The organism is Candidatus Terasakiella magnetica (assembly GCF_900093605.1).
GTDB classification, from domain to species: Bacteria; Pseudomonadota; Alphaproteobacteria; order Rhodospirillales; family Terasakiellaceae; genus Terasakiella; species Terasakiella magnetica.
On the sequence record NZ_FLYE01000045.1, the window covers coordinates 20,791 to 47,432 of the forward strand.

Sequence of the window (26,642 nt, forward strand, 5' to 3'; positions counted from 1 at the left end):
TTTCGAAAATGACTGTTTTTCATTGTTGCAATTGCAATAATGAAAAAACTATACATTTCGGTTTTTTAATCGATTAACAAAATTAAACCACCTCGACAGCTTCGCGCATCATATCGTCGTTTACGTCGATATAGCGTTGTGTCGTCGTTAAGTGTTGATGACCAGCAAGAGTCATGATCACTTTCGGGCTAATGCCACTATGCGCAAGCTTGGTGATAAATGAACGTCTACCGCTGTGGCTCGTGGCACCATCAATGCCTGCCTCTTGATAAAGACGACCAAATAGCTGACACAGCGTGTTTGGGGAAAAAGCTGTGTTCTTTTGTGTGAGAAGGAATGGTTTATCTGCTTTGATTGCTGACAGCGTTTTCAAATAGTTTTTAATCTCACGTTTGAGCTTATCGCTTACAAATACAACACGGGCTTTATTCCCCTTCGTATAAGCAGCTTTAAGCTGGATTTGATCTTTTGGGTTTAGATCAGCATCAAATACATCGGAAACTTTCAACGCTGCAATCTCACCTACACGCAAACCAGCATAATATGACAGCATGATTGCGATGCGATTACGTGCTGCATGTTTCCCTGCGTCCACAACAGCTAACAAACGTTTCATCTCTGTTGGGGAAATAACTTTTGCCTGTTTCATCACAAACCTCATAAATCATTGTTTTATCTAACAATTTATTATGTTTCCGTTGAGCCCAGACCACAAGGCTTCATTGAGTGTCAGCGTTTCTGCGGGTTGTAGCCAGAATGTAATAGATCAGTTGGAATATGACATTCTGAGTTTCTGCTTAAATGAACAAAGCAGACATACTTTTATAATCTTCATTCTTCGCTTATTAGCCAAAAGGGGAAGCGTTTATATCCCTGCGACATAAGCTGAAAAATACAGAGTACATAGCTATCCGTACGGGAAACTATTTAGTTTCAATCATTCTGTATACGCCTGATATATCTCTTCATATCGTCCAGTTTTTTTCAATTGATTTAAGCCCATTTCGAACTCTTTCATAAGCTCGCTTGTTGCAAAGCCTGCTGGGAAATGCATTGGTTTCTCAAACAAAGGGGAATATCTAAATGCCTGCCCTTCTTTAGCGTGTTTTTTGACTAAATATTTAAAAATTGAAACGTCCATTATCAAGACATCTGCTCTATCGGACACAAGACTTTTTACCTGTTTTTCTTGATCCGCAATCTCTCTGTAAGATTTGGCACCTTTAATAGCTGTCTGGTATTCTTCCGGGAGGAATTTTTGTGCATTTTGAAATGCAAGGACACGTTTCCCTTTTAAATCATTGAATGTCTCAATTTTGTCATTTCCGTTATCAAGAGAAATATATGAATCTGTTAAACTAAGGTATTCAGATACATAAAAAGCCCCATCCACATCATTTGGTAAAATTGATGCCGCATCGATATTGCCTGCGGTAATTTCAGCAGGCATCCGTTTAAAGTTCATATAAACAGGTTTGATTTTTTTACCGACTGTGGCAAAAGCCTCTCGAAAAAGATCCACTTCAATGCCAAGTTGTCTTGATAAATCGAAGTCTTTTTCACTATATGGCTTAACCGCAAGAATATAGGGCGGTTTTGCTCCTTTAAAGCCAACAGTTACAACATCTTCGGCATTCACTGGAACGCTGGATGCGCTATTCCATAAAAATGCTGATGCAACAGCAATTAAATATCTCAGCTTCATAGAATATCTCCCAAATGACACGGCCAAAAAGTCTTTTAACTTAAAAGACTAATTGCCAATAAATCGTAGCTATGAATATAGTATGCATCAATGAGATTAAGCAGGAAAACTATTTTTATATTATGTTTCGTTCCCTGACCGTAAAAACCTTATCAATCTTTATCCCCTTAGTTTTAATCGCTGAAATTTGTGTGTTCAGCGTACAGTCATGGTATCATTATAAAGAACAAGAACGTGAACTTCTAAATCGATTAGAAAACCTAGCAACGGTGCAAAGTTCAAGCTTGGCACAGTTTCTCTGGGAATATGATGATGAAAGCGTTGCTGCTGCAATACAGCAAATGACAAAATTGCCGATTATCAAGGATGCTGTTATCTATAATGACACTGGTGAAATCGTTATAGCGAATGGTCAATATGAAAACGCGCCCGAAAAACCAAGTTACCGTATCAGAAAAGATATTGTCTATGTTGAACAAGCAGATAATAGAAAAATTGGTGAATTAGTTGTCACTGTTACAGGTCAAAATATTGTTAAAGAACTTTATAATAAACTTAAAATTACTCTTATTGTTTCAGCTGTTCTTCTCTTCGCTTTGATTGGTGCAACCTTACTATCTAACCGGCTTTTTATTGGTCGCCCATTGGGATTATTAAAAAAAGCAATCGATACTCAAAAAGATGATTTAACGAAACAGTCAAATGTTGATTGGCATAGTAATGATGAAATTGGTGATGTCGTTTCTGCTTTTAATCAAATGCAAGACCGCCAAACCAATGATCGTAACCAAATTGAACAATATCAAGACCACCTGGAAGACCTTGTTAATCAGCGAACAGCTGAGGTTCATGCAGGGATAAAATACGCCAGTCGCATCCAACGATCCATTTTACCTTCAAAAGAAATGTTAAATTCGGCTACCCAAGATCACTTTATTATTTGGGAACCTCGCGATTTAGTCGGAGGAGACTTCTACTGGTGCCGACGTTGGGGCAAGGGATATTTAATTATATTGGGAGACTGTACCGGTCACGGAGTGCCAGGAGCACTCATGACACTTGTCTGCGCAGGTGTAATGGATAGGGCTGAAAGCGAAACAGAACTTGGTGATTATTCAGCCCTGATGCAACGCATTCATATTTTAATGCGACGCGCCCTGTCTCAAGACGGTCAAAATGCAGAAACAGATGATGGCGTTGAACTCGGTTTATGCTTCATTCCGGATGATCGCAAACATCTTCATTTTGTTGGTGCTCGAATAGATTTATACAAATCAGAAAATGGTGAAATCTCAACAATTAAAGGCACCAGAGTGGGAATTGGTTATCCTGAAATTTCAGAAGACCAGTTATATGAGAAACATATAATACCGATTGAAGGTAATGAAATTTTCTATATGACATCTGATGGTTTTGTGGATCAAATCGGTGGACCGAAAAGAACAATGTATGGGAAGCGTCGTTTTAAAGATTTTCTAAACCGGATTTCAACGAACTCCTTATCCATGCAATCCCAATCTTTATGTGCCGAACTGAAAAATCATCAAGGCACAGAATTGAGAAGAGATGATATCTCTTTAGTCGGTTTTAAGGTAAACTAACTTATTAATTAATAAGAAGAGTATGTTATGGAAAACTTTGTAATAGAAGCCACGGACAATATCCCCTCGGTTGATATTGATTTTTCAACAGGTAAAGTCACAATTGAAGGTGAAGCATATTCAGAAGAAGCTGCTGAGTTATTTAGTCAAATAGAAGATAAGATTGATACCTTAGTATCCAACGACCAATGTTCAATGATTACAGTTGAACTTAATTTCATGTACTTTAATTCTTCATCTGCCCGACGTATCATGCACATGCTGTTTAAACTGGATGAGATTGCTGAAAATAAAACAGTAAACATCTTTTGGGGCGTTCGTGAAGACGATGAAAGCATGGAAGAAATGGGCGAAGAGTTTGGAGAAGAAGTAGATAATGCAAACTTTGAAATTAAACATTTAGGCAGTTCATAGTCTGTAACGAAAAGGTAATTTTAATGCTCAGCTTAAAAGGATTACATGACGATATGTTGCAAAATGATATTACATTTTGTTTTACAGGCTTCATGTCAGAAGAAATGATATTGGGTGTTGGCAAGACACTTCGTCATAAAATTGAGTTGGAAGAATTAGATAAAAGAGCTTCAAGAGACCTTTTTTCTATTTTTATTGAAATGACCCAAAATGTTATCCGTTATTCTGCTAAAAACCAAATTGATAACAAAGACCCTGTAGAGATCGACCTTAGGTATGGGGCGTTATCTATTGGTGAGAAAGATAATCGCAAATTTGTCGCTTGTGGCAACCTTGTCCATGATGAACATGTAGAAAGATTACGTAATAGCTTAAGTTATATTCAGTCTCTTTCTCAACAAGAACTAAAGCAACATTTTAAAGAATGTTTAAAAAAGGACGTTCCCGAAACAAGTAAGGGGGCTGGCGTAGGCTTTATTGAAATTGCGCGTCGTGCAAAGCATGGCTTTGAATTCCATTTTGAAGAAGCCACAAATGACAATCATTTCTTCACACTGACAGCTTACATATAAACATCCGCTTTGGCTTAACAATACGTATTTCTCGACTTAAAAGAGCAGTGAAAATGAGATTTTTAATTATTGTATGTACTTTACTACTATTTGTTTCATTCACAAAAAGCAGTCATGCTAAAGAGCAAGAAGCCATTTCTGTATGCTATTTGAATTGGGGTAAACAAGGTGGGAAAAACCTACCTAACCAGGGTTTTATACCAGATCTTCTCTCTGAAATACTTACAGAGGCTGGTTATACGCCAAAGGTTGATATCATCCCGTGGCTGCGTTGTCTCGACGGTGTGAAAAATCATAAATATGATTTTGTAGGTAGCTATTGGATAGGTGGCGAAGGTGATGGCTGGTTCGATTACTTTTTACCAACAACAGTTGATAGGATTAATTTTGTCACCCTTAAGAACAAGGCAATTTCATCAGGCCAACCAGAAGCTTTTTTGGGCAAACGAGTTGGCTTTTTAAAAGGTGCAGGAGGCTTGGAGCGTATTCGTGCACACAGTGACAGAATCAATCTTTATGAAGCTACAACAGACCTTAAACTCCTAACGATGCTGAAACATGGTCGCCTAGACGGGATTGTTAGTAATAGCCCGCATATTATTGGATTAGCAGAGACAAGTTTTCCAGAAGTTGTGAAAGAGCTTGTAACGCTACAGCCTGCCTTACAAATCAATATCGCATCCCCAGCGATCGCCATCGATAATCCTCGAAGACGTGAGATTAAGGAACGTTACAACGCGGCATATCTAAAGCTTAAAAAAGCTGGAATTTATGATCGTTTGATGAAAAAACACGATATCAGAGTCGACTATGAAATGACGTCAAATGAGCGAGCTGTTTTTGACGCTGCACAAAAAAATAATTAAACTCAAATATTTATTCTTTTCTTCGATCTATCTTGTTAAATATCTCTGAAAGGGAATACGTGAAGAACACCGCCATTTGTTATCAAGAAAAGATCTTTCAGGCTAAGGAGAAATCATAGGCTGCCGGGTGGGGTGGACTCGCAATCTCATGTGATGTTTGCGTATAGAATTGAAAAGCGGACATCTCCAAATCAATTTCAAACTACCGTTCATAGCCGAGGCTGTTGAAAAACTCTGAAACACGTTAATTAACCAAAAACACTTGCCCACTGAGCCATGTAATGCATTCTAGATACGAAGGGGCTAATCAAAACTGACGAAACATCGTCCAGGAGCCGCAAATAGCGGCATATGCACCAAATAAAACATTAGGCCCGTTGCAAAATTAAAATAGCGAAAATTTCACGCTATTCACTGGACGAGTTTTTCAACAGCCTCAGCCATAAACAGACAACAATATAGAACTATCTAATTAAATTTTATGATAAGGTCGAAAATAGTATACGATATACCTTATGAGGAAATTTTAGGGGCTGATAGTCATTTATGGGCGAGTTAAATCAACCGGAAAATCGTGAATACAATGACTTCGTGAATAACGAAATTATTGAGGATTATTCACTTCGTTATTCCCCATCAAAGTTTCGCACTTGGTCTGAATTTGTCGTTTCCAATACCGCGATTGGCAGTATTTCTTTTTTGGCATTAGAAGCTATTGGCGCCAGTATTGCCTTAAGTTACGGCTTTTATAATGCCTTTTATGGCATTTTGGTTGCTTCACTCATTATTTTTATCATGGGAGCACCAATTTGCTATCGTGTCGCAAGACACAATATTGATATTGATCTACTCACACGTGCCGCTGGGTTTGGATATTTAGGTTCAACCGTTACCTCCCTGATATATGCTTCTTTCTGTTTTATATTCTTCGCATTAGAAGCTGCAATTATGGCACAAGCCATATATTTATATACAGGGTTGCCACTCTCTCTTGGTTATATCTTTTGTTCTTTGATCATTGTTCCAGTTGTGTTTCTGGGTATGACAGCAATCAGTCGTCTTCAAATGTTTACTCAACCTATATGGTTGATATTGATGATTATTCCTTTCATCGCGATCTTTCATAAAGAACCCGATGTATTAAGTGTATTTCTTCACATATCAGGTGATGGAGGCAATGATAATGCCTTCTCTTGGTATGCTTTCGGTACGGCTCTAGGCATATCGCTATCATTGATTGCACAAATTGGAGAACAAGCGGATTATCTGCGTTTTATGCCCAATAAAACTAAAGAAAATCGTATAAAATGGTGGAGTGCGGTCATTCTCGCTGGCCCTGGATGGGCAATCCTTGGGTTTCTAAAACAAATTGGCGGTATCTTGTTGGCTGCGATTGTATTGATTGGTGGTGCATCAATCGTCGAAGCTAAAGAACCCATCCATATGTACACTGCTGCTTTCAGCTATGTCGTGGATAACCCTAACATGGCACTTCTTATTAGCTTTGTTTTTGTTATTATTTCTCAAATAAAAATCAATGTGACCAATGCATATGCAGGCTCGCTAGCATGGTCTAATTTTTTCTCAAGGACGACGCATACTCATTTAGGACGTGCTGTTTGGGTCCTCTTTAATATAGCAATTGCCTTGATGCTCATGCTGATGGGCGTATTCGAGGTATTAGAAAAAATACTCGGTCTTTACTCAAACGTTGCCATTGCTTGGGTCGCCTCAATTTTCGCAGACCTTGTTATCAACAAACCCCTCAAATTAAGCCCACCTGTTATTGAATTTAAAAGGGCCCATCTCTTTAACATAAATCCAGTGGGTAGCCTCAGCACCCTTATTGCCTCTATTCTTTCTATCGTTGCTTTTTCTGGCACATTTGGTGCCGAGCTTCAGGCGTTCTCTTCTCTCATTGCTCTTTTTAGCGCCTTAGCTCTTTCCCCGTTGATATGTATCCTAACAAAGGGGAAATACTATATCGCACGCCCTGCGGAAGTGCTTGAAGAAGGGCATCACACCTGTAAATCATGCCATGATGACTTTGATGCAGCCGATATGGCCACATGCCCATGGCTTTCAGGCTCAATTTGCTCGGTCTGTTGCTCTGTTGAGGGACGATGCAACGATGTCTGCAAAACTGAAAAAGAATTTGATCTAAAAGAACGGCTTATAAGGTGGCTCCAAGGCATATCGAAAGAATGGGAAGGGTCAACAAAAATACCAATCGCCATTAACTTTTTATCGAGTTATTTAGGTCTACTGCTTACCGCTAGTTTTCTCTTATGGACAAGTTATATTGTTCAAATTGAAGGGCTAGATAAGTCTAATTTAATCAGTGTAAAGAATACATATTTCAATATCTTTTACCTCTTTGCTCTTCTTTTATTCGTAGCTGCATGGCTCTTGGTTTTAATGCAGCAAAGTAAAGAATATGTCGAAGTTAAACGACGTGAGGCAGAACTACAGCTTAATGATGCTTATTCTGTTATTTCAAGCTCAGTCCACTATGCAAGCAATATTCAACAAACCATTTTGCCCGATGTAAGCCGTTTGGAAGAAGTCTTCGCTGATTATTTTGTTATCTGGGAGCCCCGAGATGTTGTTGGTGGTGATATTTACTGGTGCCGTCGTTGGGGGGATGGTTATGTATTTATAAACGCAGATTGTACTGGCCATGGGGTGCCTGGCGCCTTTTTAACCTTAATTGCAACTGGTGCTTTGGACCGTGCACGTCACGAAGTCGAGGCTGGAAAGCTAGGAGCATTGGTGACACGTATGCACCAGATTGTTAAACGGACTTTAAATCAGCATACCGATTACGCTAAATCTGATGATGGATTGGAACTTGGTGCATGCTACATACCGAACGATAATGCTAATCCAATGATATTTGTTGGTGCTCGTTTTTCCTTATTTGTATCCAATGGGAAATCTATTGAAGAAATCAAAGGTGATAAAAAAGGACTAGGGTATGCTGAAATTTCTGAGGATCAGGGTTTTAAAGAGCATATTGTAAATAAGATTTCTGGACACGCATATTACATGACCTCTGATGGTTTAATTGACCAAGTAGGTGGAGAACGAAGGCGCGGATTTAGTAAGAAGCGGTTTAGAAGTATCTTGCTGGAATTAGCTCATTTATCAATGCCAGAGCAAAAAGCAAACATCCTTAAAACACTAAGTGAGTACCAAGGTCAGGAAGTTAGACGTGATGACATATCTGTTTTAGGTTTTAAAGTCCGATAAGGGTCAAAACCCGTCTTCTTATAGCAAGATAATTTTAGTCCGCTTCTATTTGGGAAGCAGAAACGGAATTGCTAAATACTTATAGGAGGATTTAGCAATGCGTGCATATGAACTTACGAAAAATAGACAAAAAAGAAAAAAACATCTCCGCCAAGAAGCTGATCAAAATGCAGCCCTATGGCGTTTGATGTATGGGGATTTTGAATATATCAACCGCAATCAATCTCACCTGCTCGCTGAAATAGAAGCAAAAACAGAAGAGCTTGAGCGCTTGAAAGATGAATTCATGCTTGAGATTGAAAAAGCAGAATTGGACTTTGAAACAAAGCAACATATCAAAGATATGGCACAGAAACGCATTAAGAAAATAATGCGGAATTAATTTCGGCAGCTTTTGCGAACCATAGAACGAATTAACGTTTTCCACTCACCCTTAGACATTTTATTCAATTCATAAATCTTCATATCGATCTCCTTACAATAGTTTAGCACTAAATATATTTAGCAACTGAACAGGAGAAATATTGATGCAAATCGTCAAAGAAATTTATGAATTTACCCGCGCAAACAATTTAGCAGACAACGAATGCGATTTTTCGCTTAAGTGGCTGAATAAGTCAGCACGCTATTACAATATGATAAAATTAACGGGGCGCGATGCGAGTTTTGATGCATTAATTCGTCTATCAACTAACCTACAACTTCGTCAAACAGCTTATAAACAAAGCCAAATTAAAGAAATGCAGGATATTGGAAACAGTATCGAAGCATTTGATCAAAAACTCCACAACGTCATCAAAGCACGAACGATTGCAGAAGCAATTTCGTTTAGTTGAAATTTCAACTTTTCATTTTCTGGAATTTCATTGAATTTACGGTCGTATTTTCCTTATCCTTGAATAGATGCGGAGTTATAATATAATACGAATAGTGACTGATTTTCCCTGCCTCCAGATAAATAAATATCAAGATGTTGAAATTAGAAATTTCAATTGTGACTATCAGAGTGTCTGACACAATGTTTTATATCTAGTCGCATCTATATGGATTTACTGTCTGCAAGCCTTTGAGCCCCACTAGTAAGCGTTATTTTTTTCATACACTAATGTGTGTGAAATGTATTTTGGGGATGCAGGGGAGCTTTATAAGCTGAAATAGAGTAAGTTTTTCAGGAGAAGCACACAGACTAAATGTTACACAGGTAAATAGCGGTTTTCTGCGAGTTTGACGCCGTGTGTAAAAAATTTTCTTAGAATGTTAGAATGTGTAAACAGTGCGTAAATATATAATTATTTATTTTCAATGACTTAGTTTAATTTTATTAATTTTAAGTCTGCTGTGTTTACCGATTTCACCACGCCCGCACAAAGTTATGTGCTTCACTGATGAAGCGGGCACACATTATCGCTGAGTTGTTTTGAATGCAAGAGGGATTATTGCTGTAAGCCCGCTTTTTTCAACATGGCGTGTAGTTGGGTGATTACCAGCTCTTTCTTTTTCGGTGTTTCCACCTCTTCGGTGAATTTTTCAACGAAGTTTGGTTGGCGCAAATGTTCCTGTACGCGCGCTCTCACCCAATTTAACGTCTTACCTTCAATGAGAATCCCTGAGGCGCAAAATTGTAGCAGGGCAGTTGCCCGGTTAAACAAAGTTTCTTCCGGACTATCCATTTTATCGATGATGCGTTCTTCATCAAGGTAGTTATAAAGAAGGTTATCAAGCCATTCCACAAAGGTGACATGGGTGTTTTGCGGAAGTTCGATCTTCATGGCGGATTTCTGTAAATCCGTGATGGTTTTGAGTTTGCGCTTTAAAGGCAATTTATAATGCACGATGTCATGGACATGTTCTGGCCCATCCATAAATTTCGGCAAGAAATCACAGACAATGTGTGAGCAGTCCTTACCAAATTGTGATTTGGACAGGGTCATCAAAAAACGCAGTTGCAGGATCGGTGCATCAAGGTTTTCCATGATGTAATCAATGGCCTCGCCGGGTTTATCTAAGTTTTTATCCCGGCTGAAACTGCGTGTACCGCACATGGTCAGGGCTTCTGCCATGCCTTCTCCGCCCAAAATAGTTCCGCTTTTAGAAATGAATAAGGGCAAAAGCTGTTTAAAGGCATGTTTTTCTTCAAAAACATCACCTTTTGTGAGCGCAGTTCTGGCGCGCAACATCTGTTCAATGCGATTAGCAAGTCTGCTACGGGTTTTTGCCATGGGTAATTTCAACATTAAGGCTGAAACACCTTTTAAACCCGGCGTATCCCATTTGCGCGCTTCATATTTTGCAATGCAGAGTTTGGTCAGCACATCAATGGCGTTATAGCGGTCGGGCTGCGTGCCTAACATGTCCTGAATGACCAATTGATACATGAACCATTCTGACAAAAGCCCATCTAAGAAGGTCTTTGTATTGTCGTGGAGTTCTTCAACCGGAACTTCATCATCAAGCAAGGCAAACAGCTCTGTCATCTTGCTTTCCCATGAGGGCGCGCGTGTCAGAATTCGTGCAAGGGAGAGATTGACGCGGTAGCGCACCTCAGGGTCGCTCAGGTCGCCTGCTTGGGCAAGATAGTCATTTAAGCCTTTTTCAGGGATTTCATCAAAGCCAGCTCTGCGTGCTTTGTCTTGAGCTTGAGAAAAGAAATCAAAGATAAGCCCTTGTTGCTCAGTCTCGTTTAATTTTCCAGCAGCAGCCTGAAGTTCTGCAAGGTGGTGAAAGGCAGAAGAAGCCAGTGGGTCATCTTGAAATTTTTCTAGTGCACGCTGGGTATGGAGCAATTCTGTCATGCTCACGACCATCTGTTCACAATAATCACGCAGCATCTTGTTGAGCATTTCAACATTGGCAGGTGTAAACAAGTCATCTGTGGTTTTAAAGACAGGGGAGCTCTTGATATGGCCTAATCCTGCTTTTTTACGCACAGAATTTTGGTTTTCATCAAAGATAATGACATCAGGGCCATCGCCTTTTTTGATGACTTGAGCTTCATCAGCCTGTTGTTGCTTAAGAAGCTGGCGGGCCTGTTTGACCGCCTGACTTTCATTGTCTTTATTGGCGTACATGCTCCAGCGATTGCCATTTTTGACCTGGATGATGAATTGAGCTGCCACTTGATTTACCTGTTTTGTTATTATTCTGTGGTTACCATATCAGGCGCATTACAACCTGTCACCCAATGGGGGCTATGTTTTTTACCTTTTTGTTAGGGGTTCTTTTATAAATTACCCATAAAATGAGAGGCTTAAGAATTTGAATGTCATTTTTGAGAGGCCATGACATGTTGCGCACGGTGTTTGTTTTGGGAGCGATGATGATTTTGGGGGCATGTGCCATACCGTCCCCTGCAAACCTGCCCGAGATTGTATCTGAAAAAGAAATCAGGCCGGATCATCGCGAACGGATTTCCCATCGCTTGTTGTGGTTGGCCCCGGAAATGCCGTGGCATTATAACTGTTTATTCATGAAGCCATTAGCCTCGCTTGATTATGATGAACAGAAATTGGCCCTTCCCAGTGCAGATTTGCTGTTTCGTGCCCATTTTGAAGAAAAACGCATGGCCTATCGCTCAGCCGGGCATCTCTATCGTCAAGCCGCAGATCAAGGCATTGCACTGGCATATGTGAAACTTGGTAATCTGTTGATTGAAGGCAAAGGCGCAAAACCTAATCCAGCAGGCGGGGCTAAATTGATCTTACAAGCTGCCCGCCTTGAATGCGCATCTGCCCAACACCGTTATGGTGACCTTTTAACCCGTGGTATTGGTACGCGCACAGACTTGGTACAGGCATGGGCTTGGGTATCATTGGCACAAAAACAGGGCTATCCTGATAGTGCAAAACTGTTAAAGCGTATTGCCCCTTTTATGGGGCCATCACAGGTGGCCTTGGCACAACAACGCGCAGAAGAACTTCGCCAGCAATTAGAATTATTTAATCGTGGTGCACAAAGCAAAACCTTGGTGGAATGTGTTACCCCGCGCAATCGCAAACCCTTTATCACCCGCATGCGCGCGTGCCATGCCATGGGCGGAACCCACATAAGCGGGCCGATTGATTATAGGACGAAATAACGTTGAGCAAACCTTTAGACGGGCTTTTAGTTGTTGCCCTAGAACAAGCTGTTGCTGCGCCATATTGTTCTGGTCGCTTATGTGATGCAGGCGCACGCGTGATTAAGATTGAGCGCGCAGAAGGGGATTTTGCGCGCCATTATGATTATGTGGTCCATGGCGAAAGTGCCAATTTCGTCTGGCTTAACAAGGGGAAAGAGTCCCTTGTTCTGAATATTAAAGATAAAGAAGACAGCGCTTTATTAGAGCGGCTTCTTGCCAAGGCCGATGTGTTTATCCAAAACCTTGCCCCAGGTGCGACAAAACGGGCAGGCTTTGGCTCAGAAGATTTACGTGCGCGATACCCACGTTTAATCACCTGTGATATCAGCGGATATGGTGAAGAGGGGCCTGCTTCACAAATGAAAGCCTATGACCTTTTGGTACAGGCTGAAACGGGGCTTTGTTCCCTAACAGGTGTACCAGAAGCACCGGGGCGCGTGGGGGTATCAGTTTGCGATATCGCAGCAGGGATGAATGCCTATCAGTCTGTTTTAGAAGCCATTATTCAGCGCGGTGTAACGGGTAAGGGCTGTGGGCTGAGTGTCTCGCTCTTTGATGGAATGGCTGATTGGATGACCGTGCCGCTGCTTTATCAGGAGTATGCAGGTAAAGCGCCAGAGCGCTTGGGGCTTCGCCATCCTTCTATCGCGCCATATGGTGCTTTTTGCACGAAAGATGACATGCAAGTTGTGATCTCCATTCAAAATGAGCGTGAATGGGCGCGTTTTGCCAAGGATATTTTGGACCAAGAAAGTTGGGCAAATGAAGGGCCGTTTAAAGACGGGGTTTCTCGCGTTGCCAATCGCGCAGCACTGGATCAGGCCGTGCAGGATGTGTTTGCCTGTTATATAGCAGATGAGATTTGTGAGAAGCTGCTTAAAAACAAAATCGCTTTTGGTCGGGTCAATGGGGTTGAGGGTTTATCAAAACACCCGGCTTTGCGCAAAATTACCGTCGATAGCCCCAGTGGCCCCATTGAGCTGCCCGCACCACCGGCAAAAATGACAGGGCGCGATCATACATATGGCGCAATCCCAGCGATTGGCAGCCATTGTGAGGCAATTCGTAAAGAGTTTGCAGAAAATGGTTAATTGTGTTGTTGTGGTTCTTGGAGCCACCTCGACAAAAGAGGCAAAGCCAACGCCTGCCATGATACGACGCACCTTAAGCGGCTGTGATTATGCCCGCACATATCAAGCGGCCCTGTTATGTTGTGGTGGGGCGACACATGCTGAACATGATACGGCTGAAGCTGTGATTATGGCGCAGATTGCCTATGGGGCAGGGATGGAAAAATCCCTTGTTTTTCAAGAAGGTCAATCACGCAGCACCTTGGAAAATGCCATCTTTGCCAAAGAAATTATCATGCAGCAGGGCTGGGATGAGGTCTTGGTGGTGAGTGATGCGACCCATTTGTTGCGCGCCCGGATGATTTTTTTAGCCCTTGGTTTAAAGGCACGTTATTTAAAGGCCCATAAAGAGCCTAAAGCAAAAGCAAGCATCATTTTTTCACTGATTTATGAGGTTCCTGCTTTGCTTTACAATGGGCTTAGGATATTAAGAGGGCATCATAAAAAAAATAAGTAATCGGTGATATGTCTTTTCTTAAACTGGCAAGCGTGGCGCTTTTGTCTGTTTCCATCCTGTCTAAAGCACAGGCCTGTGACCCCATTCATGAATTTGAGGGGCTCATTTTTGATGCGGGTGCATTTGTTGGCGAAAATCAGATGGAAACCTATCTGGATAATGCTTTGTTAAGCGGCGTTGAAAAGGCCGTTCTCTTTCCCCACCCAAACATGACAAAGGGCAATGAGCCTGCAAGTTTGGAACAGGTCTTTCCCGATCTGGTTTTACAAGGTGATCAGCCGTGGAGCAATGCAGCGGCGGTGATTTGGCCTGAACCTATGAATGCTGAGTATCTTGCCTTTTTTGGGGATGAGCTCGATGAAAACCGCAAGCGTAATTATTTGCTTTCAGGCATTACGCGCTTTGATGAAAAAACAATTCTGCGTTTAGTGAAAAATCACCCAAACCTATGGGTTGGTTTAAACAAACAGGATATTGAAGCGGCGAATAAGCAATGCGGGGCAGGGCTTTTAAGTCAGCTTTTTGAAGTTGCACCCGGGCGTCTTGTCTTTTCTTCCTTTGGGGAGGAAAAGGTGTGGAAATATTATAAATGGACCATCAAGTCTTTGCGCAAACTTGCAAGTTATCTTCCTGAAGATCAAGCCGATGCGCTGATGTTTCGCAATGGGGAAGAGCTTTATAACGTTGCGGTTAACGCGCCTTAACCCTATTGAGATAACAGACTATTAGGTGTTGTCATGCCGCTTTTTTGCGCTGAAAGCAGGTCTGGCTTGGCAATGGTTTTGCGCCATTTCTCCATCTGTGCAGAACGTCGTTGAGAGAAATCATACTTCTTTAAACCACGGCGCTGGACAGGGGGCAGGGTTAAGGATTTTTTCTGTTTTTGACGCAAGAGAGCTTGCTGGCGCGCCACATTGACTTTGCCAAAATTTGAAAGACGGCGCGAATTTCTATATTGAGAAATCTTGTTGGACATTTCCTCAGCGCGCGTCATGGCTTTTCTTTGGTTAGAAAGGCGGCTTTGGAAATTGTTATTCAACATAGCCATACGGTTGCGGTCATATTTCTCCACATGGCGCTTGGGTTTGCGTGTTTGTAGAGCCACCTGCTGACTTTCATGGGCCTCTTTATTGGCGTAATTCCAATAAGACAGCACCTTTTCGCGATAATACATATTCTTGGTAGGCTCGGTTGAATGGTAATGTCCGGCGGCTTTTGTCCAAGATTTGGTGTTTTTAAACAGTTTTGAGAGGAACTTGGCGCTGTAGCGTGCATTGCTGCGCGGGTCAAACGCTTCATTGAGATTTTCAAACGCATCTGGGTGATAGCGCAGGTTAATTTGCATGCACCCCACATCAATGTTTTTTATCCCTTTGGCCTGAAGGGCGCGTACATGACGGATCGCTTGTTCTTTGGTAGGGAAAAATTCACCTGCTCGACCAGACGCAACCGTCCAAGGCCAGGCAATATTTGCCTTCTCAGACTCAACCCAACGCCCCGACTCCGTTAAAGAAATCGCACGCAACAGGTTTTGCGGAATATTGAACTGTTGCTCTGCTGCATGGGTTGCACCTTTGCACAAGTCCATGTTTTTGTTGGGTTTTACATATGAAAATGCCGGGGCACTTAAGGTTAAACCGATCAGGGCATATAAAATAAAACGCATTGCTATGTCTTCAATCAACAAAAGAGGTTTGAAACTACAAACTCTTAATAAGCAAGCGGTATGCCAGATCTCTCTTATGTTTTAAAGAATGTGACATTTTAGTGAAAATATAAAAATAATCAAAATATGGTTGATTTGTAAAACTGACTGTGGTTAATACTGTTTCAGGAATTAATCTTCTTAACCATATGAAGGTTTATTTCCTTTCTTGGACGTTTCCTCCCAAACTTTTTCGGGCTCAGCTTTTGCTGGGCCTTTCTTTTTTTCAGCAGAAAATAAGGGGTAAGCGTTAATTAACTTTAATTCAGTTAATTATAAGAGAGCATCATCAATGATGCTCAGCTGTGCGATGATATTATTTAAATGTTTTTTGATTTTTTCAAAACCCTCGTTGGGAGAAATCGTCGCTTCATCCATATAAAGTGCACGGTTAAGCTCGATCTGCACTGTATGAATATGTTGATCGGGGCGACCATAATGTTGTGTTGTAAAGCCACCAGCATAAGGGCGGTTGCGCTTAACGATAAAGCCTTCATCCTCTAACAGGTTTTGTAAGTGATCTGTGATCCAAGATGCACAAGATGAACCAAAGCGATCCCCAAGGATGATATCGGCGTAATCATGAGGGGGTGATCCGCTCTTTGAGATGCCAGAGGGCATGGAGTGACAATCAATCAGCAGGCAGGCCCCATAGGCTTTATGGGTTTGCTCAATCATCTGGCGCAAGGCACTGTGATAGGGATGATAGATTTTCTTGATGCGCTGATCAGCTTCTTCAAACTTCAGCTTATGGGCATAAATGTTATTCCCATTTGTCACCATTTTTGCAATGGTGCCAAGGCCTGCTTGGGCGCGCGGCGAGTCGATATTGACATAAGAGGGCAGCGGGTCCTCAAACATGGCGGGGTCAAGCTCGTAAGGCTCGCGATTAACATCTAGATAGGCCCGCGGGTAGTTCGCTTTTAAAAGGGGACTGCCCTGTTTAACGCAAGCCTCATAAAGCTCATCCACAAAAGCATCTTCAGAGCGGCGAAGCGCAATCGGGTCTAGTGGTGAGTTTTCTACAAAATCTTTTGGGTAGCAACGCCCGCTGTGGGGTGAGGCATAGACCACGGGGGAGGTCTGTTTTTTAGGGCGCAAAAGAGTATATGAAGCATCTACTTGTGATGCTTCATGCATATCTTGATTTTGGGCTTCGTTGTTTGAAGCGACCATTACCCTGTTACCATCCCCTTTAGTTTGAATATGTTGGTAGCCTGTCCGTCATGGCGGCGCAAGAGGGGGAGGGCTTTTTTTAGAAAAAAAAGGGGCAGTCTCGTTAAATGAGGACTGCCCCTTTTGATTTCGTGATTGTGTTCTTAAAGCTCCCCACGGTGATATTTTACACCATAAAACAGCGCAAAGAAGACAGGCACCATGATGAGGGTGAGGACCGTGGCAAAGCCCAGCCCGAACATGATGGTCACAGCCAGTGGCGCAAAAAACACATCACTCAGCAGCGGGATCAAGCCAAGCACGGTGGTCACCGCCGCCATCACAACAGGGCGCAGGCGGCTTACAGCTGCTTGGGTAATGGCATCATGCCAGCCGGTGTTTTCTTCTTCAAACAGGCGCTTGATCTCTTCCACCAGCACGATACTGTTTTTCAACAACATGCCCGATAGGCTTAAGAAACCAAGCATAGCGGTAAAGCTGAAAGGCTGATTAAACAGCAAGAGCCCACACGTCACCCCAATGATGGAAAGCGGTACGGTCAACCAGACCACAAGGGTCTGTTTTACTGAATTAAACAGCAAGACTGTAATAGCAATCATCACCAGAACACCAAGGGGAACAAATTCAAACACAGCCTTATTGGCTTTTTGCTGAGATTCAAATTCACCGCCCCAGCTCAGGGCATAGCCTTCAGGTAACTCAATGGCCTCGACTTGAGGGCGCAGGCGCTCAAACAGGGCAAAGGAGTTTGTATCGCCATAAGGGTTTGGATCAGCCCAGACTTGCACCGTGCGTTTACGATCCCGGCGCATAATCAACGGGTCTTCCCAGTGTAGGTCGATATTATGCACCACCTGATCAATATTGACATATTGGTTCAGCGCGGGACTATAGACCTGTACATTGCCAAGCTGGCTGACTTCCCGGCGCTCAGAAGCGGGGGGTTGCAGCAAGATGGGCAACATGGTGGAACCATCGCGCAACAGGCCAACTTGAACGCCATTGACGTTCATGGAGAGCGCATTATCCAGATCGGTTTTTGAAATCCCTAAACGGCGGGCTTCAGCCTCGGCAAATTGGGGGCGCAAGACCTTGGTGCGTTCACGCCAGTCATGGCGCACATTAATCGCATCGGGATCATCCATAAAGAGACCGATGACTTGGGCAGATATTTGGCGCAAGACAGCAGGGTCAGGGCCTGTGAGGCGGGCCTCGATTTTTGCTTTACTGGCAGGGCCAATGAAAATGCGGTTAGATTTAGAAAAGGCCTGTGGGGCTTTTTCAGCAATGGTTTCATCCACCCATTTTCGAACCTCGGCAACTTTGTCACCGCTTTTTACTTCAATGATAAATTGCCCAAAGCTGGCGTAGCTACGTTCCCCATTATAGGTCAGCATAAAGCGCATGGCACCTTGACCAACCGTTGTGGTGACATTCTTGATCTCTTCGCGCTCAAGGAAGGTTTTTTCAAGCTCAGCCATATTCTGGCTGGTGGCCCGAATGTCAGAACCTTCCGGCAACCAGTAATCCACCGTGATGACAGGCAGGTTTGAAGGTGGGAAGAAGGCTTGACTGACAAAGCCAAAGCCGACAATGGCAAGCCCAAGCAGGCCCAGCATAGCCCCGGCTGTGACAAAACGAAAACGCAAACATAAAAGAAGTACGCCCTTATAGACCTGATAAAGCGCACCTTTATAAGGATCGTTTTCTTCTTCTTGGCTAATAACTTCGCTGTTTTCCTTAAACATCAAATTGGCGAAAAATGGTGTGAGCGTAATCGCCATAATCCAGCTGATGAAAAGGGAGATTAAAAGCACCCAGAACAACGCACCGGTAAATTCACCAGAGGCATCAGGCGAGAGGCCAATGGGGGCAAAGGCGGTAATGGCAATGACGGTTGCCCCCAGCAAAGGCCAAACGGTTTGGGAGATAATCTGTTGGGCGGCTTCAAGCTTGCTTAAGCCGCGCTTTATCCCAATGAGAATCCCTTCCGTAATGACAATGGCATTATCAACCAGCATACCAAGGGCAATGACCAAGGCCCCAAGGGAAATACGATGGAGATCAATACCAAAGATTTTCATACCGATGAAGGTGGCTAGAATGGTCAGTGACAGGATCAAGCTCATCAAAATACCTGAGCGCATACCCATGGTGAGCAAGAGCACAACCACCACAATGGCGATGGCTTGGCCAAGACTGACAACAAAATCACTAACGGATTTTTCAACCTGACCCGGTTGATCATAAATCACGCTGGCTTCCATGCCCAAGGGGCGGGCAAATTCCAGCTCATCAAGGCGGTCTTCAACCGCTTTGCCGATTTCCACCACATTAACGCCACTGGCAAAGGAAATGCCAAGGGTAAGCGCACGCTCACCATTAAAGCGATAGACTTGCGAAGGTGGGTCGGCGTAGGTGCGCGAAATATTGGCAACGTCGCTTAGATAAATAATCTGCCCATTGGCCTGACCAAGCATCAGGTTTTTCAACTCTTCCACCTGATCATAGGTGCCTGTGGAGCTGATGCGGATATATTCACTGCCTGCGCGAATGCGCCCGGCGTTACTGACCATATTCTGGTTTTGTAAAACAGATTGTAGGTTGGTTAGCGACATGTTGAGTGAGGTGAGCTTTGCACGGTTCACTTCTAAAACGATTTGTTCTGTGCGTCGCCCACCAACTGCAACCTTGCCCACACCATCCACAAGGATGAGTTCACGGCGTAGGTAATCAACATAATCAGCCAGTTCTTCATAGGAATAGCCATCACCCGTGACAGCCATAAACACGCCATAGACATCGCCAAAATCATCATTAATGATGGGCGCGCGTGCGCTGCTTGGCAGGCTGCTTTCCATATCGCGAATTTTGCGGCGCATTTCATCCCAGATTTGGGCGAGATCGTCCTTGCGATAGGTGCTTTTCATCTCAACCGTGACCTGTGATAGGCCGGCTGAGGAAATGGAGCGAATATTTTCTACATAGGGCAGCTGCTGGATCACATTTTCAATGGGCAGGGTGATTTCTTCTTCCACCTCTTGGGCAGAAGCACCGGGATAAGCAGTCATCACCACAGCTTCTTTGATGGTGAATTCAGGGTCTTCCAAGCGGCCTAATCCCATAAAGGACAGGATCCCCCCGCCAAGAAGCAAGAGGGTAACCATCCAGCTTACCACGTTGCGGCTAATGGCGAATTGCGTCAAATTCATCATGATCGCTTAATCCTTTTCCTAGAGGCCACGTTCTTTAACGATGGGGCGGACTTTTTGGCCTTCGCGCACATAGGTGACACCTACGGCGATCACGCGATCATTGGCTTTTAAGCCTTCAATAACGCGGATGTTTTCTTTTTCAATGCCTGTGGTTTTAACGGCAGTTTTATGGGCGGTGTTATTTTCATCCAGCTTCCATACCCATGTTTTAGAATCGGCTTCAAAAACAGCCTCTAGGGGAATGAGAACACCGGGGGTATCAGAGCTAAATACTTTAGAGAGGTTCACGCTGACCGTCACACTCATACCCGGCAAGACCGTGAGCCCTTTAGGGCGCGGCATAGAGACGGTGACTTTAAACGAACGAGTCGTGGCATCAGGAACGGTTTCATGCTCACGATACCACGCATCAAAGGTTTTCTCAGGCATGGAGTCAAATTTAACCAGAACATGACCGCCGTTTGTATTGTTTTTATTCAGTTTTAAAAACAGACTTTCCGGCACGTTAAAGACAACATCAATTTCCTTGGCTCCTTGGAATTCGACAATGGGTTCTTTGGCTTGGATATTCTGGAAATTATCAATATCGATGCGGCTGATCATGCCATCATAGGGCGCAACTAGCTTTGTGTAGCTCAAATCATCTTTAGCCAGCTTATAAGAGGCTTGGGCGGCTTCAAAGGTGGAACGGGCTTCATCAAGGCGCGATTTGGCAACGTGCTTTTGTTTAAAGAGGACTTTTTGGCGGTCAAACTCGGTTTTAGCCAGTTGATATTTGGCATGGCGGTCCGTTAAGGTGTTTTGATAAGACGCATCATCAAGGCGTGCAATGGTCTCACCTTGTTTAATCAGCTGGCCTGCGCGAACGGGGAGGTCAATGATCTGCCCATTAACGCGAAAGGCAAGGGTGGAGCGTCGCGTGGCCTCGGTTACGCCGGGAAAGACTTTTTCATGTTGGGCGGTGCGATCAATCACAAGGGCGATTTTTGCCGGGCGTACAATATCGGCTTTTTTATCTTGGACCGCTTCATCATCCCCACAGGCGCTGAGCAAAAAAGCGGTTGCCGCCAGCATCATAAATGTCTTCATTCTATTTTCTCCATGCCAAATGTGACCCTACCATAGAGAAATAATACCGTTTTCTTCTGTTAAGTAACTCACAAAGCAGGGGCGATTCTTCTTTTTAAAAGAGCTTACGTTGGTTTTTGTCAGAATGAGGGCACCGAGAAGCCTAATAAAACAGGCGGGAGGCTATTTTTTTGTACTTTTTCCTTGCGCGTAGAAAGAGTCATGGTTATAAAGCGCTCCACCAAGGTCAAAGGCGCAGTTTTGTGCGTTTTTTGGTTGAGATCAAAAGATGGGTCGTTAGCTCAGTTGGTTAGAGTGTTGCCTTGACATGGCAGAGGTCACAAGTTCAAATCTTGTACGACCCACCATTTTTTGTAATTGGGGATTACGTTGTTGACTCAATGGGGTGATCTCCGTATGTTCCCGGCTCCGCTCATCGAAGGAGATGGGCAAAAGTGTTTGAGGATACGAGATTATGAAAGTTCGCAATTCTTTGAAGTCAGCAAAGCTGCGTGAAAAAGGCTGCCGTGTTGTGCGCCGCCGTGGCCGCGTTTACGTCATCAATAAAAAGAACCCACGTTTTAAGGCTCGTCAGGGCTGATTAAACAACGTTTCTTTTGAAGACGTTTGACAAAAAAGCCGCTTCCCTTAACGGGGATGCGGCTTTTTGTCGTCTCAAAATGCAAAGGAGACTTGCACATTTTAAATGAGGGACGTACCCTATAAAAAAGAATGCAGGGATCTATTAAGTCTATGGGCTTTAAGAAAAAATTAGCGGGTAGCTCAATGGTGCGCTATTTGGCGCAAAATACACCACTGATGCATGGAATGGCGAAAAAGCTTGTTCCCGCAACCGAAATGGATGAAGCCGTTGATGTGGCGCGCAAGCTGCTTGATATGGGCTATCACGTGTGTCTGCACCATTTGGGTAAAGCCTCTAAAGACATAGAAACCATCCAGGAAAATGTCAGCACAGTCATGGAAACCATGGAAATTCTGGACGAAGAACGTCTGGAAGTCTGTGTAACTCTAACCCCTTCTGAAATGGGCTATCTAAAATCGACCCGTGGCGGGGAAGGCCATTGTCGTCAAATCGGTCAGATTTTTGGTAACCGAATCTCTGTTCGTGATGTAGAAGATCGCCAAGGCTACGGTGATGGCAAGGATGAAGGCGAGCGCAACCTCTTGATGATCCATGCCAGTGAGCGCGTTGCCATGCAAAGGGTTTTAGCGCTTTATGGCTCGCTCTTTCGCTCAGACGTACCGGCATGTGTGACAATTCCAGCCGGGCTAACGCGCAGTATTGATGATGTGAAAACCATTATTTCACAAGGCGGTAACGTGCGCTTGTCCATGACACCATTTTTGGTGAGTGATGCAAGTTCTTATGAATATGAAGATTTGATCGCCGATAACTATATGAAGCTGGCGCGACTGTTATTATCTGAAGATGCCATGATCCAGCAGGTTAAACCTGTCTTTGCCCTTGAAGATAACGATATGGCAGAACAAATCATCATGATGGCGAATATGGAAGGCTGGCCTTTTAACGCCTTTGAATTTGAAATTCCCTATGGGGTGAATAACGCCTTGAAGCGAAAATTGCTTGAAGAAGGGTATAACGTGCGCGTTCTCATCCCGTTTGGGAAAGAATGGTGGCCCTATTTTCAAAAGCGTAGCGAATAGAAGCACTCATTAAAAAAGGCGTCACCATGATCATGATGACGCCATAAAAATAGTCCTACGATTGAGGACGTTTTTTTTAATCCATGCCCAAAGCACGTTTGTAAAGGTCGAGAATCTCTTCCTGTTCTGAGCGGTCATGGTCTTCCATTTTGCGCAAACGCACCAGCTGGCGCATGATCTTAATATCAAAGCCTGTGCCTTTTGCTTCGGCGTATACGTCTTTAATATCAGCCGCGAGAGCTGCTTTTTCTTCTTCTAGACGCTCGATACGTTCAATGAAAGAGCGCAGGTGATCGCCTGCAATTCCGCCGACTTCAGCCATAATTTAATCCTTTACCAATGAAGTGCTTATCAAAATTTGGATGGAAGATACCTAGCTCTTGTCTGACATGCAAGTTTGAACCTTCTATCGCAATAGATAAAAAAATGCTCAATATGAGCTGAAAAAGAGCTGTTTTTCTTGCGCAACCTTCTGTTTCTGTGCAAAAAATACAAGATAAAAGTAATAATATTCTGGGGTTTTATAACTGTGGCTCGTTATCATTTAGATCGCTTGTCTGTAATGTTGGTTGAAGATAACGCTTTCGTGCGCGACACGATGGCGAACCTTTTGCGATCGTTTGAAGTGCGTAAGCTTGTAACTTGTGAAAACGGGGTACAGGCGATTGAGTTTTTAAAGACAGCTGGCGGGCCCAATAACCCCGGCGGTGTGGATTTGATCATTTCTGATCTGGTCATGTCGCCTGCCAATGGTCTTTTGTTGTTGCGCTGGGTGCGTGCAGCCAAAGAATCGCCAAATCGTTTTATGCCGTTCATGATGATGAGTGGTGCGGCTGATAATGATTATGTCAATGCTGCGCGCGACATGGGGGTGACAGAGTTTCTCTCCAAGCCGTTCTCGGTAGATAGTGTTTATAAACGCTTGATGGAATTGATTGATTACCCGCGCCAATATGTCACCACACATAACTATCATGGCCCGGACCGCCGCCGCCGTCGCGAACCGCCACCCAATAATGTGGAACGTCGCGAAGCCACCGAAGAAGATATTACGATCGTTTATTCTGGTGAGAAGAAAAAAGCCAAAAACGATTCTGGTGTGTGGTATTTCCGTCTGCCTAACCGTTTAAAAGAAAAAGTCGGTGGCATGGGCATGAAAAGCGGTGGTGCTTTGCCTCAAGACCTTCTTGATCAGGCCGAGGCCGAGCTAGAACGTTCATCTGCGAGCTTTGGGGATTGGGCGCTGGAATATCTCTCCCAGCTGTCAAACCTTTGTACAGAGGCTTTGTTGGCTCCGGGTGCACGTAGTGACCATTTCCATCAAATCAACCTGCTGGCCCACGAATTGCGTGGTCAGGGCGGGACGTTTGGTTATCCGTTGATCTCCATCTTTGGTAAGATGCTTTATGAATGCACCATGGAAGGCTGTAAAGAAACAGACGCTTCTGTTGAAGTGGTGAAAGCCCACGTGGATGCCATGCGCGCAGTCTTGCGTGAAAAGATTATGGGCGATGGTGGCACTTTGGGGCGTGAATTACTACAAGGGCTACAGGCAGCTGTTAAAGAAAAAACCGGTCAGGTCCTCAAGATTGAGGAAGAAGACCAAGGCTGGTAAATGGCCTTATGTTTTTAAGAAAAAGCCCTCTGTATATAAATGCAGGGGGCTTTTTTTATAAACCGCGCAAGGTTTCGTCCTTTAACCAATGGGCAACGGCCCTGCTGGCTTCTAACTCATTGGCACCATTTGCACGGGCTTGATTAAAGACCTCGATTTGGCGATGCGCACTTGTGCCGCGCTTTAAGATGTTGTTCAGGCTGGCGATCTCTTCACGACAATTGAGCGCTTCAGCATCTTCTTTGAGCATGTCTTGCAGTTCATCAAGCAGGCTGTCAAAGGCAATGACTTCACCTTTACCAAAATCGGCAAGCCCTTCATCGGTGCCATAACGTTGGGCGCGCCAGCGGTTTTCATTGATCAACATGGTGCGATAGGTGCGCCAGCGTTGGTTTGAGCGACGCAGACGATAGAGCATGCGCAAGATACATTGAAACAGGGCGGCAATGGCAATGGCATCATCCAATGTGGTGCAAATGTCGGTAATGCGCATTTCAAGGGTGGGGAATTTTAATGCCGGGCGTACATCCCACCACAGCATGGTCGCATCCTTGATCAGCCCCACATTGATCAGCGCATCCACATGTTTTTGATATTCGCTATAGCTGTCAAAAAATTCCGGCAAGCCCGTGCGCGGCAGCTCATCAAACACACTCAGGCGATAACATTTAAGCCCGGTATCGCGCCCGCGCCATAAAGGCGAAGAGGTGCTTAATGCCAAAAGATGGGGCAGGAAATAAGACACCTGATTCATTAAATCAATGCGCAAGTCATCATCATCAATACCCACGTGAACATGCATGCCTGATATGATGAGCCTGCGCACAACGCCTTGCATGTCTTGGGCAAAGTTATGATAACGCTCTGCATCGGTATGGTCTTGTTCATCCCATTCTGCAATGGGGTGGGTTGAGGCCGCAATGGGGGCAAGGTTGAACTGTTTGCCAACCTCTGCAACAGAGGAACGCAGCCAAGCTAACTGCGCGCGCGCCTCTTTCACATCTTTGCAGACCTTGGTGCCAACCTCGACTTGAGACTGTAGGAATTCTGGGCGTACCAAGTCTTTAAGCTCGGCCTGACAGGCTTTCATGAGCTCATCCATGGGCTGAGTGGCTAATTCTCCCGTGTCGCAATCGACCATCAGATATTCTTCTTCAATCCCGATGGTCCAGCTTGGTTCTTTTACCGACATGGCAAGCCTCAATAATGTTTTACTTTAAAGATGCTAGGGTCACTCATAATCTCACGAAGGGCATCACTGATGATTTTACCCCATTTTTTCTCACCAGCTTTATTGGCAATCAGGTCCTGGCGAATTTCAATGGCGCAATAAGGCAAGCCCGGGGCCGCGCCATGGAGATCAATGGAATAGGCATCTTCCCAACCAGAATAAGGCACATTATCGCCGATGACCAGTCCGCTCTCCCGACTAAGAATTTCAATGAGAGGGGCAGCAAGGCGCGGGTCGCGTTTCCATAAAATAGAGATATGCCACGGGCGCTCTTCATGGCGCGACATGAGCTCTGGTGTAAAGCTGTGAATAGAAAACAGGGCAGGCGGTGGGCCTTTGCGCCACAGGTGGGCACCCACTTCAGTGACCGCATGGTGATAGGGCCAAAAAACAGCTTCACTGCGTTGGACCTGATTACTTTCCGTTAAATCATGGTTTGGTGAAATCTCAATGCCATCACTGATTTTGGGAATGGAGGTGGGGTCACCGGGTTGACGGTTACAATCCACAATCAGGCGGGAATAGTTACATAATACAGCAGGTGCATTAAGTTCATTAGAAATATAACGCGCCACACCAGCCGCGCCTATATCCCAACCGATATGTTTGTTGAGCTCATCTTGTGAAAGGCCCATCTTCTTTAAGCTTTTTGGAATGCGGTTTGATGCATGATCGCAAATTAAAAGTAATGGGGTCTCTCCCTCACGGTTTAAAATTTCGTAAGGTAGCGGATCATCAGGGCCGAGAAGGGGCTCAAATGTGATTTCATTTTCATTTTTCATTCTACGGACTATACAACAATCAACTGTTTATGACAGAAATATTGTAAAAA

Annotated in this window: 24 protein-coding genes and 1 tRNA gene; 15 read left to right on the plus strand and 10 right to left on the minus strand. The window is 43.9% G+C overall.

Going from position 1 to position 26,642, the window contains the following annotated elements; genetic code table 11:
• Positions 1-82 precede the first annotated feature (82 nt).
• Together MTBPR1_RS13455 and MTBPR1_RS13460 are read right to left on the minus strand one after the other, a co-directional pair.
• Positions 83-649 (minus strand): tyrosine-type recombinase/integrase, encoded by a 567-nt coding sequence (locus MTBPR1_RS13455; RefSeq protein WP_069189542.1) that lies wholly within the window; start codon positions 647-649, stop codon positions 83-85.
• 288 nt (positions 650-937) lie between these two features.
• Entirely contained in the window at positions 938-1,705 is a 768-nt protein-coding gene (locus tag MTBPR1_RS13460) for a substrate-binding periplasmic protein (protein ID WP_069189543.1), read from the minus strand.
• Between the two features lie 71 nt (positions 1,706-1,776).
• Here MTBPR1_RS13460 and MTBPR1_RS13465 point away from each other — a divergent pair, with 71 nt between their 5' ends.
• The 7 genes from MTBPR1_RS13465 (at position 1,777) to MTBPR1_RS13495 (ending at position 9,246) form a co-directional block, all read left to right on the plus strand.
• Positions 1,777-3,306, plus strand: coding sequence for a SpoIIE family protein phosphatase (locus MTBPR1_RS13465; RefSeq protein WP_069189544.1), 1,530 nt, complete (start codon positions 1,777-1,779; stop codon positions 3,304-3,306).
• Between the two features lie 27 nt (positions 3,307-3,333).
• Entirely contained in the window at positions 3,334-3,720 is a 387-nt protein-coding gene (locus tag MTBPR1_RS13470; protein WP_069189545.1) for a DUF1987 domain-containing protein, read from the plus strand.
• A 23-nt stretch (positions 3,721-3,743) separates the two neighbouring features.
• Complete coding sequence (locus MTBPR1_RS13475; RefSeq protein ID WP_069189546.1) at positions 3,744-4,292, plus strand: SiaB family protein kinase; 549 nt, start codon at positions 3,744-3,746, stop codon at positions 4,290-4,292.
• A gap of 53 nt (positions 4,293-4,345) precedes the next feature.
• The gene (locus tag MTBPR1_RS13480) at positions 4,346-5,158 is read left to right on the plus strand and encodes a substrate-binding periplasmic protein (protein ID WP_069189547.1); all 813 of its coding nucleotides are present in this window, start codon (positions 4,346-4,348) and stop codon (positions 5,156-5,158) included.
• 546 nt (positions 5,159-5,704) lie between these two features.
• Positions 5,705-8,410, plus strand: coding sequence for a SpoIIE family protein phosphatase (locus tag MTBPR1_RS13485; protein ID WP_069189548.1), 2,706 nt, complete (start codon positions 5,705-5,707; stop codon positions 8,408-8,410).
• Between the two features lie 97 nt (positions 8,411-8,507).
• Positions 8,508-8,792, plus strand: coding sequence for a hypothetical protein (locus MTBPR1_RS13490; RefSeq protein WP_069189549.1), 285 nt, complete (start codon positions 8,508-8,510; stop codon positions 8,790-8,792).
• Positions 8,793-8,937: 145 nt separating this feature from the next.
• Positions 8,938-9,246 carry a DUF6626 family protein gene (locus tag MTBPR1_RS13495; protein WP_069189550.1) on the plus strand — a complete coding sequence of 103 codons (309 nt, stop codon included), beginning with the start codon at positions 8,938-8,940 and terminating at the stop codon, positions 9,244-9,246.
• Between the two features lie 597 nt (positions 9,247-9,843).
• Here MTBPR1_RS13495 and MTBPR1_RS13500 read toward each other — a convergent pair.
• Positions 9,844-11,526 carry a hypothetical protein gene (locus MTBPR1_RS13500; RefSeq protein ID WP_069189551.1) on the minus strand — a complete coding sequence of 561 codons (1,683 nt, stop codon included), beginning with the start codon at positions 11,524-11,526 and terminating at the stop codon, positions 9,844-9,846.
• A 143-nt stretch (positions 11,527-11,669) separates the two neighbouring features.
• Between MTBPR1_RS13500 and MTBPR1_RS13505 the strand changes: the two genes are divergently transcribed.
• Genes MTBPR1_RS13505 through MTBPR1_RS13520 form a run of 4 tightly spaced genes read left to right on the plus strand, consistent with a single transcriptional unit; the run spans position 11,670 to position 14,818 of the window.
• Positions 11,670-12,485, plus strand: coding sequence for a tetratricopeptide repeat protein (locus tag MTBPR1_RS13505; RefSeq protein ID WP_069189552.1), 816 nt, complete (start codon positions 11,670-11,672; stop codon positions 12,483-12,485).
• A gap of 2 nt (positions 12,486-12,487) precedes the next feature.
• The gene (locus MTBPR1_RS13510; RefSeq protein ID WP_069189553.1) at positions 12,488-13,618 is read left to right on the plus strand and encodes a CaiB/BaiF CoA transferase family protein; all 1,131 of its coding nucleotides are present in this window, start codon (positions 12,488-12,490) and stop codon (positions 13,616-13,618) included.
• Positions 13,611-14,114, plus strand: a complete 504-nt coding sequence (locus MTBPR1_RS13515; RefSeq protein WP_069189554.1) for a YdcF family protein — start codon at positions 13,611-13,613, stop codon at positions 14,112-14,114. The genes MTBPR1_RS13510 and MTBPR1_RS13515 overlap by 8 nt, the downstream gene beginning before the upstream one ends.
• A gap of 8 nt (positions 14,115-14,122) precedes the next feature.
• Positions 14,123-14,818 carry a hypothetical protein gene (locus tag MTBPR1_RS13520; RefSeq protein ID WP_069189555.1) on the plus strand — a complete coding sequence of 232 codons (696 nt, stop codon included), beginning with the start codon at positions 14,123-14,125 and terminating at the stop codon, positions 14,816-14,818.
• A 2-nt stretch (positions 14,819-14,820) separates the two neighbouring features.
• Here MTBPR1_RS13520 and MTBPR1_RS13525 read toward each other — a convergent pair whose 3' ends face one another.
• The 4 genes from MTBPR1_RS13525 to MTBPR1_RS13540 form a co-directional block, all read right to left on the minus strand.
• Positions 14,821-15,780, minus strand: a complete 960-nt coding sequence (locus MTBPR1_RS13525) for a transglycosylase SLT domain-containing protein (protein ID WP_069189556.1) — start codon at positions 15,778-15,780, stop codon at positions 14,821-14,823.
• Between the two features lie 312 nt (positions 15,781-16,092).
• Positions 16,093-16,995, minus strand: a complete 903-nt coding sequence (locus MTBPR1_RS13530) for an N-formylglutamate amidohydrolase (RefSeq protein ID WP_240492912.1) — start codon at positions 16,993-16,995, stop codon at positions 16,093-16,095.
• 143 nt (positions 16,996-17,138) lie between these two features.
• Complete coding sequence (locus MTBPR1_RS13535) at positions 17,139-20,210, minus strand: efflux RND transporter permease subunit (RefSeq protein ID WP_240492913.1); 3,072 nt, start codon at positions 20,208-20,210, stop codon at positions 17,139-17,141.
• A gap of 18 nt (positions 20,211-20,228) precedes the next feature.
• The gene (locus tag MTBPR1_RS13540) at positions 20,229-21,299 is read right to left on the minus strand and encodes an efflux RND transporter periplasmic adaptor subunit (protein WP_069189557.1); all 1,071 of its coding nucleotides are present in this window, start codon (positions 21,297-21,299) and stop codon (positions 20,229-20,231) included.
• Positions 21,300-21,569: 270 nt separating this feature from the next.
• On the opposite strand from MTBPR1_RS13540, the gene MTBPR1_RS13545 reads away from it, so the two are divergent.
• The 3 genes from MTBPR1_RS13545 (at position 21,570) to MTBPR1_RS13555 (ending at position 22,964) form a co-directional block, all read left to right on the plus strand.
• Positions 21,570-21,646 (plus strand) — tRNA-Val (locus MTBPR1_RS13545).
• Positions 21,647-21,753: 107 nt separating this feature from the next.
• Positions 21,754-21,879, plus strand: coding sequence for a type B 50S ribosomal protein L36 (gene ykgO / locus MTBPR1_RS13550; RefSeq protein WP_069189558.1), 126 nt, complete (start codon positions 21,754-21,756; stop codon positions 21,877-21,879).
• A gap of 152 nt (positions 21,880-22,031) precedes the next feature.
• Positions 22,032-22,964: a proline dehydrogenase family protein gene (locus MTBPR1_RS13555; RefSeq protein ID WP_069189559.1), complete on the plus strand. Its 933-nt coding sequence runs from the start codon at positions 22,032-22,034 to the stop codon at positions 22,962-22,964.
• Between the two features lie 76 nt (positions 22,965-23,040).
• Here MTBPR1_RS13555 and MTBPR1_RS13560 read toward each other — a convergent pair whose 3' ends face one another.
• Positions 23,041-23,286, minus strand: coding sequence for a DUF2312 domain-containing protein (locus MTBPR1_RS13560; RefSeq protein ID WP_069189560.1), 246 nt, complete (start codon positions 23,284-23,286; stop codon positions 23,041-23,043).
• A 207-nt stretch (positions 23,287-23,493) separates the two neighbouring features.
• On the opposite strand from MTBPR1_RS13560, the gene MTBPR1_RS13565 reads away from it, so the two are divergent.
• On the plus strand, positions 23,494-24,579 hold the full coding sequence (locus tag MTBPR1_RS13565) for a response regulator (RefSeq protein WP_069189561.1): 1,086 nt from the start codon (positions 23,494-23,496) through the stop codon (positions 24,577-24,579).
• A 55-nt stretch (positions 24,580-24,634) separates the two neighbouring features.
• Here MTBPR1_RS13565 and MTBPR1_RS13570 read toward each other — a convergent pair whose 3' ends face one another.
• Together MTBPR1_RS13570 and MTBPR1_RS13575 are read right to left on the minus strand one after the other, a co-directional pair.
• The gene (locus tag MTBPR1_RS13570) at positions 24,635-25,771 is read right to left on the minus strand and encodes a carboxylate-amine ligase (protein ID WP_069189562.1); all 1,137 of its coding nucleotides are present in this window, start codon (positions 25,769-25,771) and stop codon (positions 24,635-24,637) included.
• Positions 25,772-25,779: 8 nt separating this feature from the next.
• Positions 25,780-26,592 (minus strand): N-formylglutamate amidohydrolase, encoded by an 813-nt coding sequence (locus MTBPR1_RS13575; RefSeq protein WP_069189563.1) that lies wholly within the window; start codon positions 26,590-26,592, stop codon positions 25,780-25,782.
• Between the last annotated feature and the right edge of the window lie 50 nt (positions 26,593-26,642).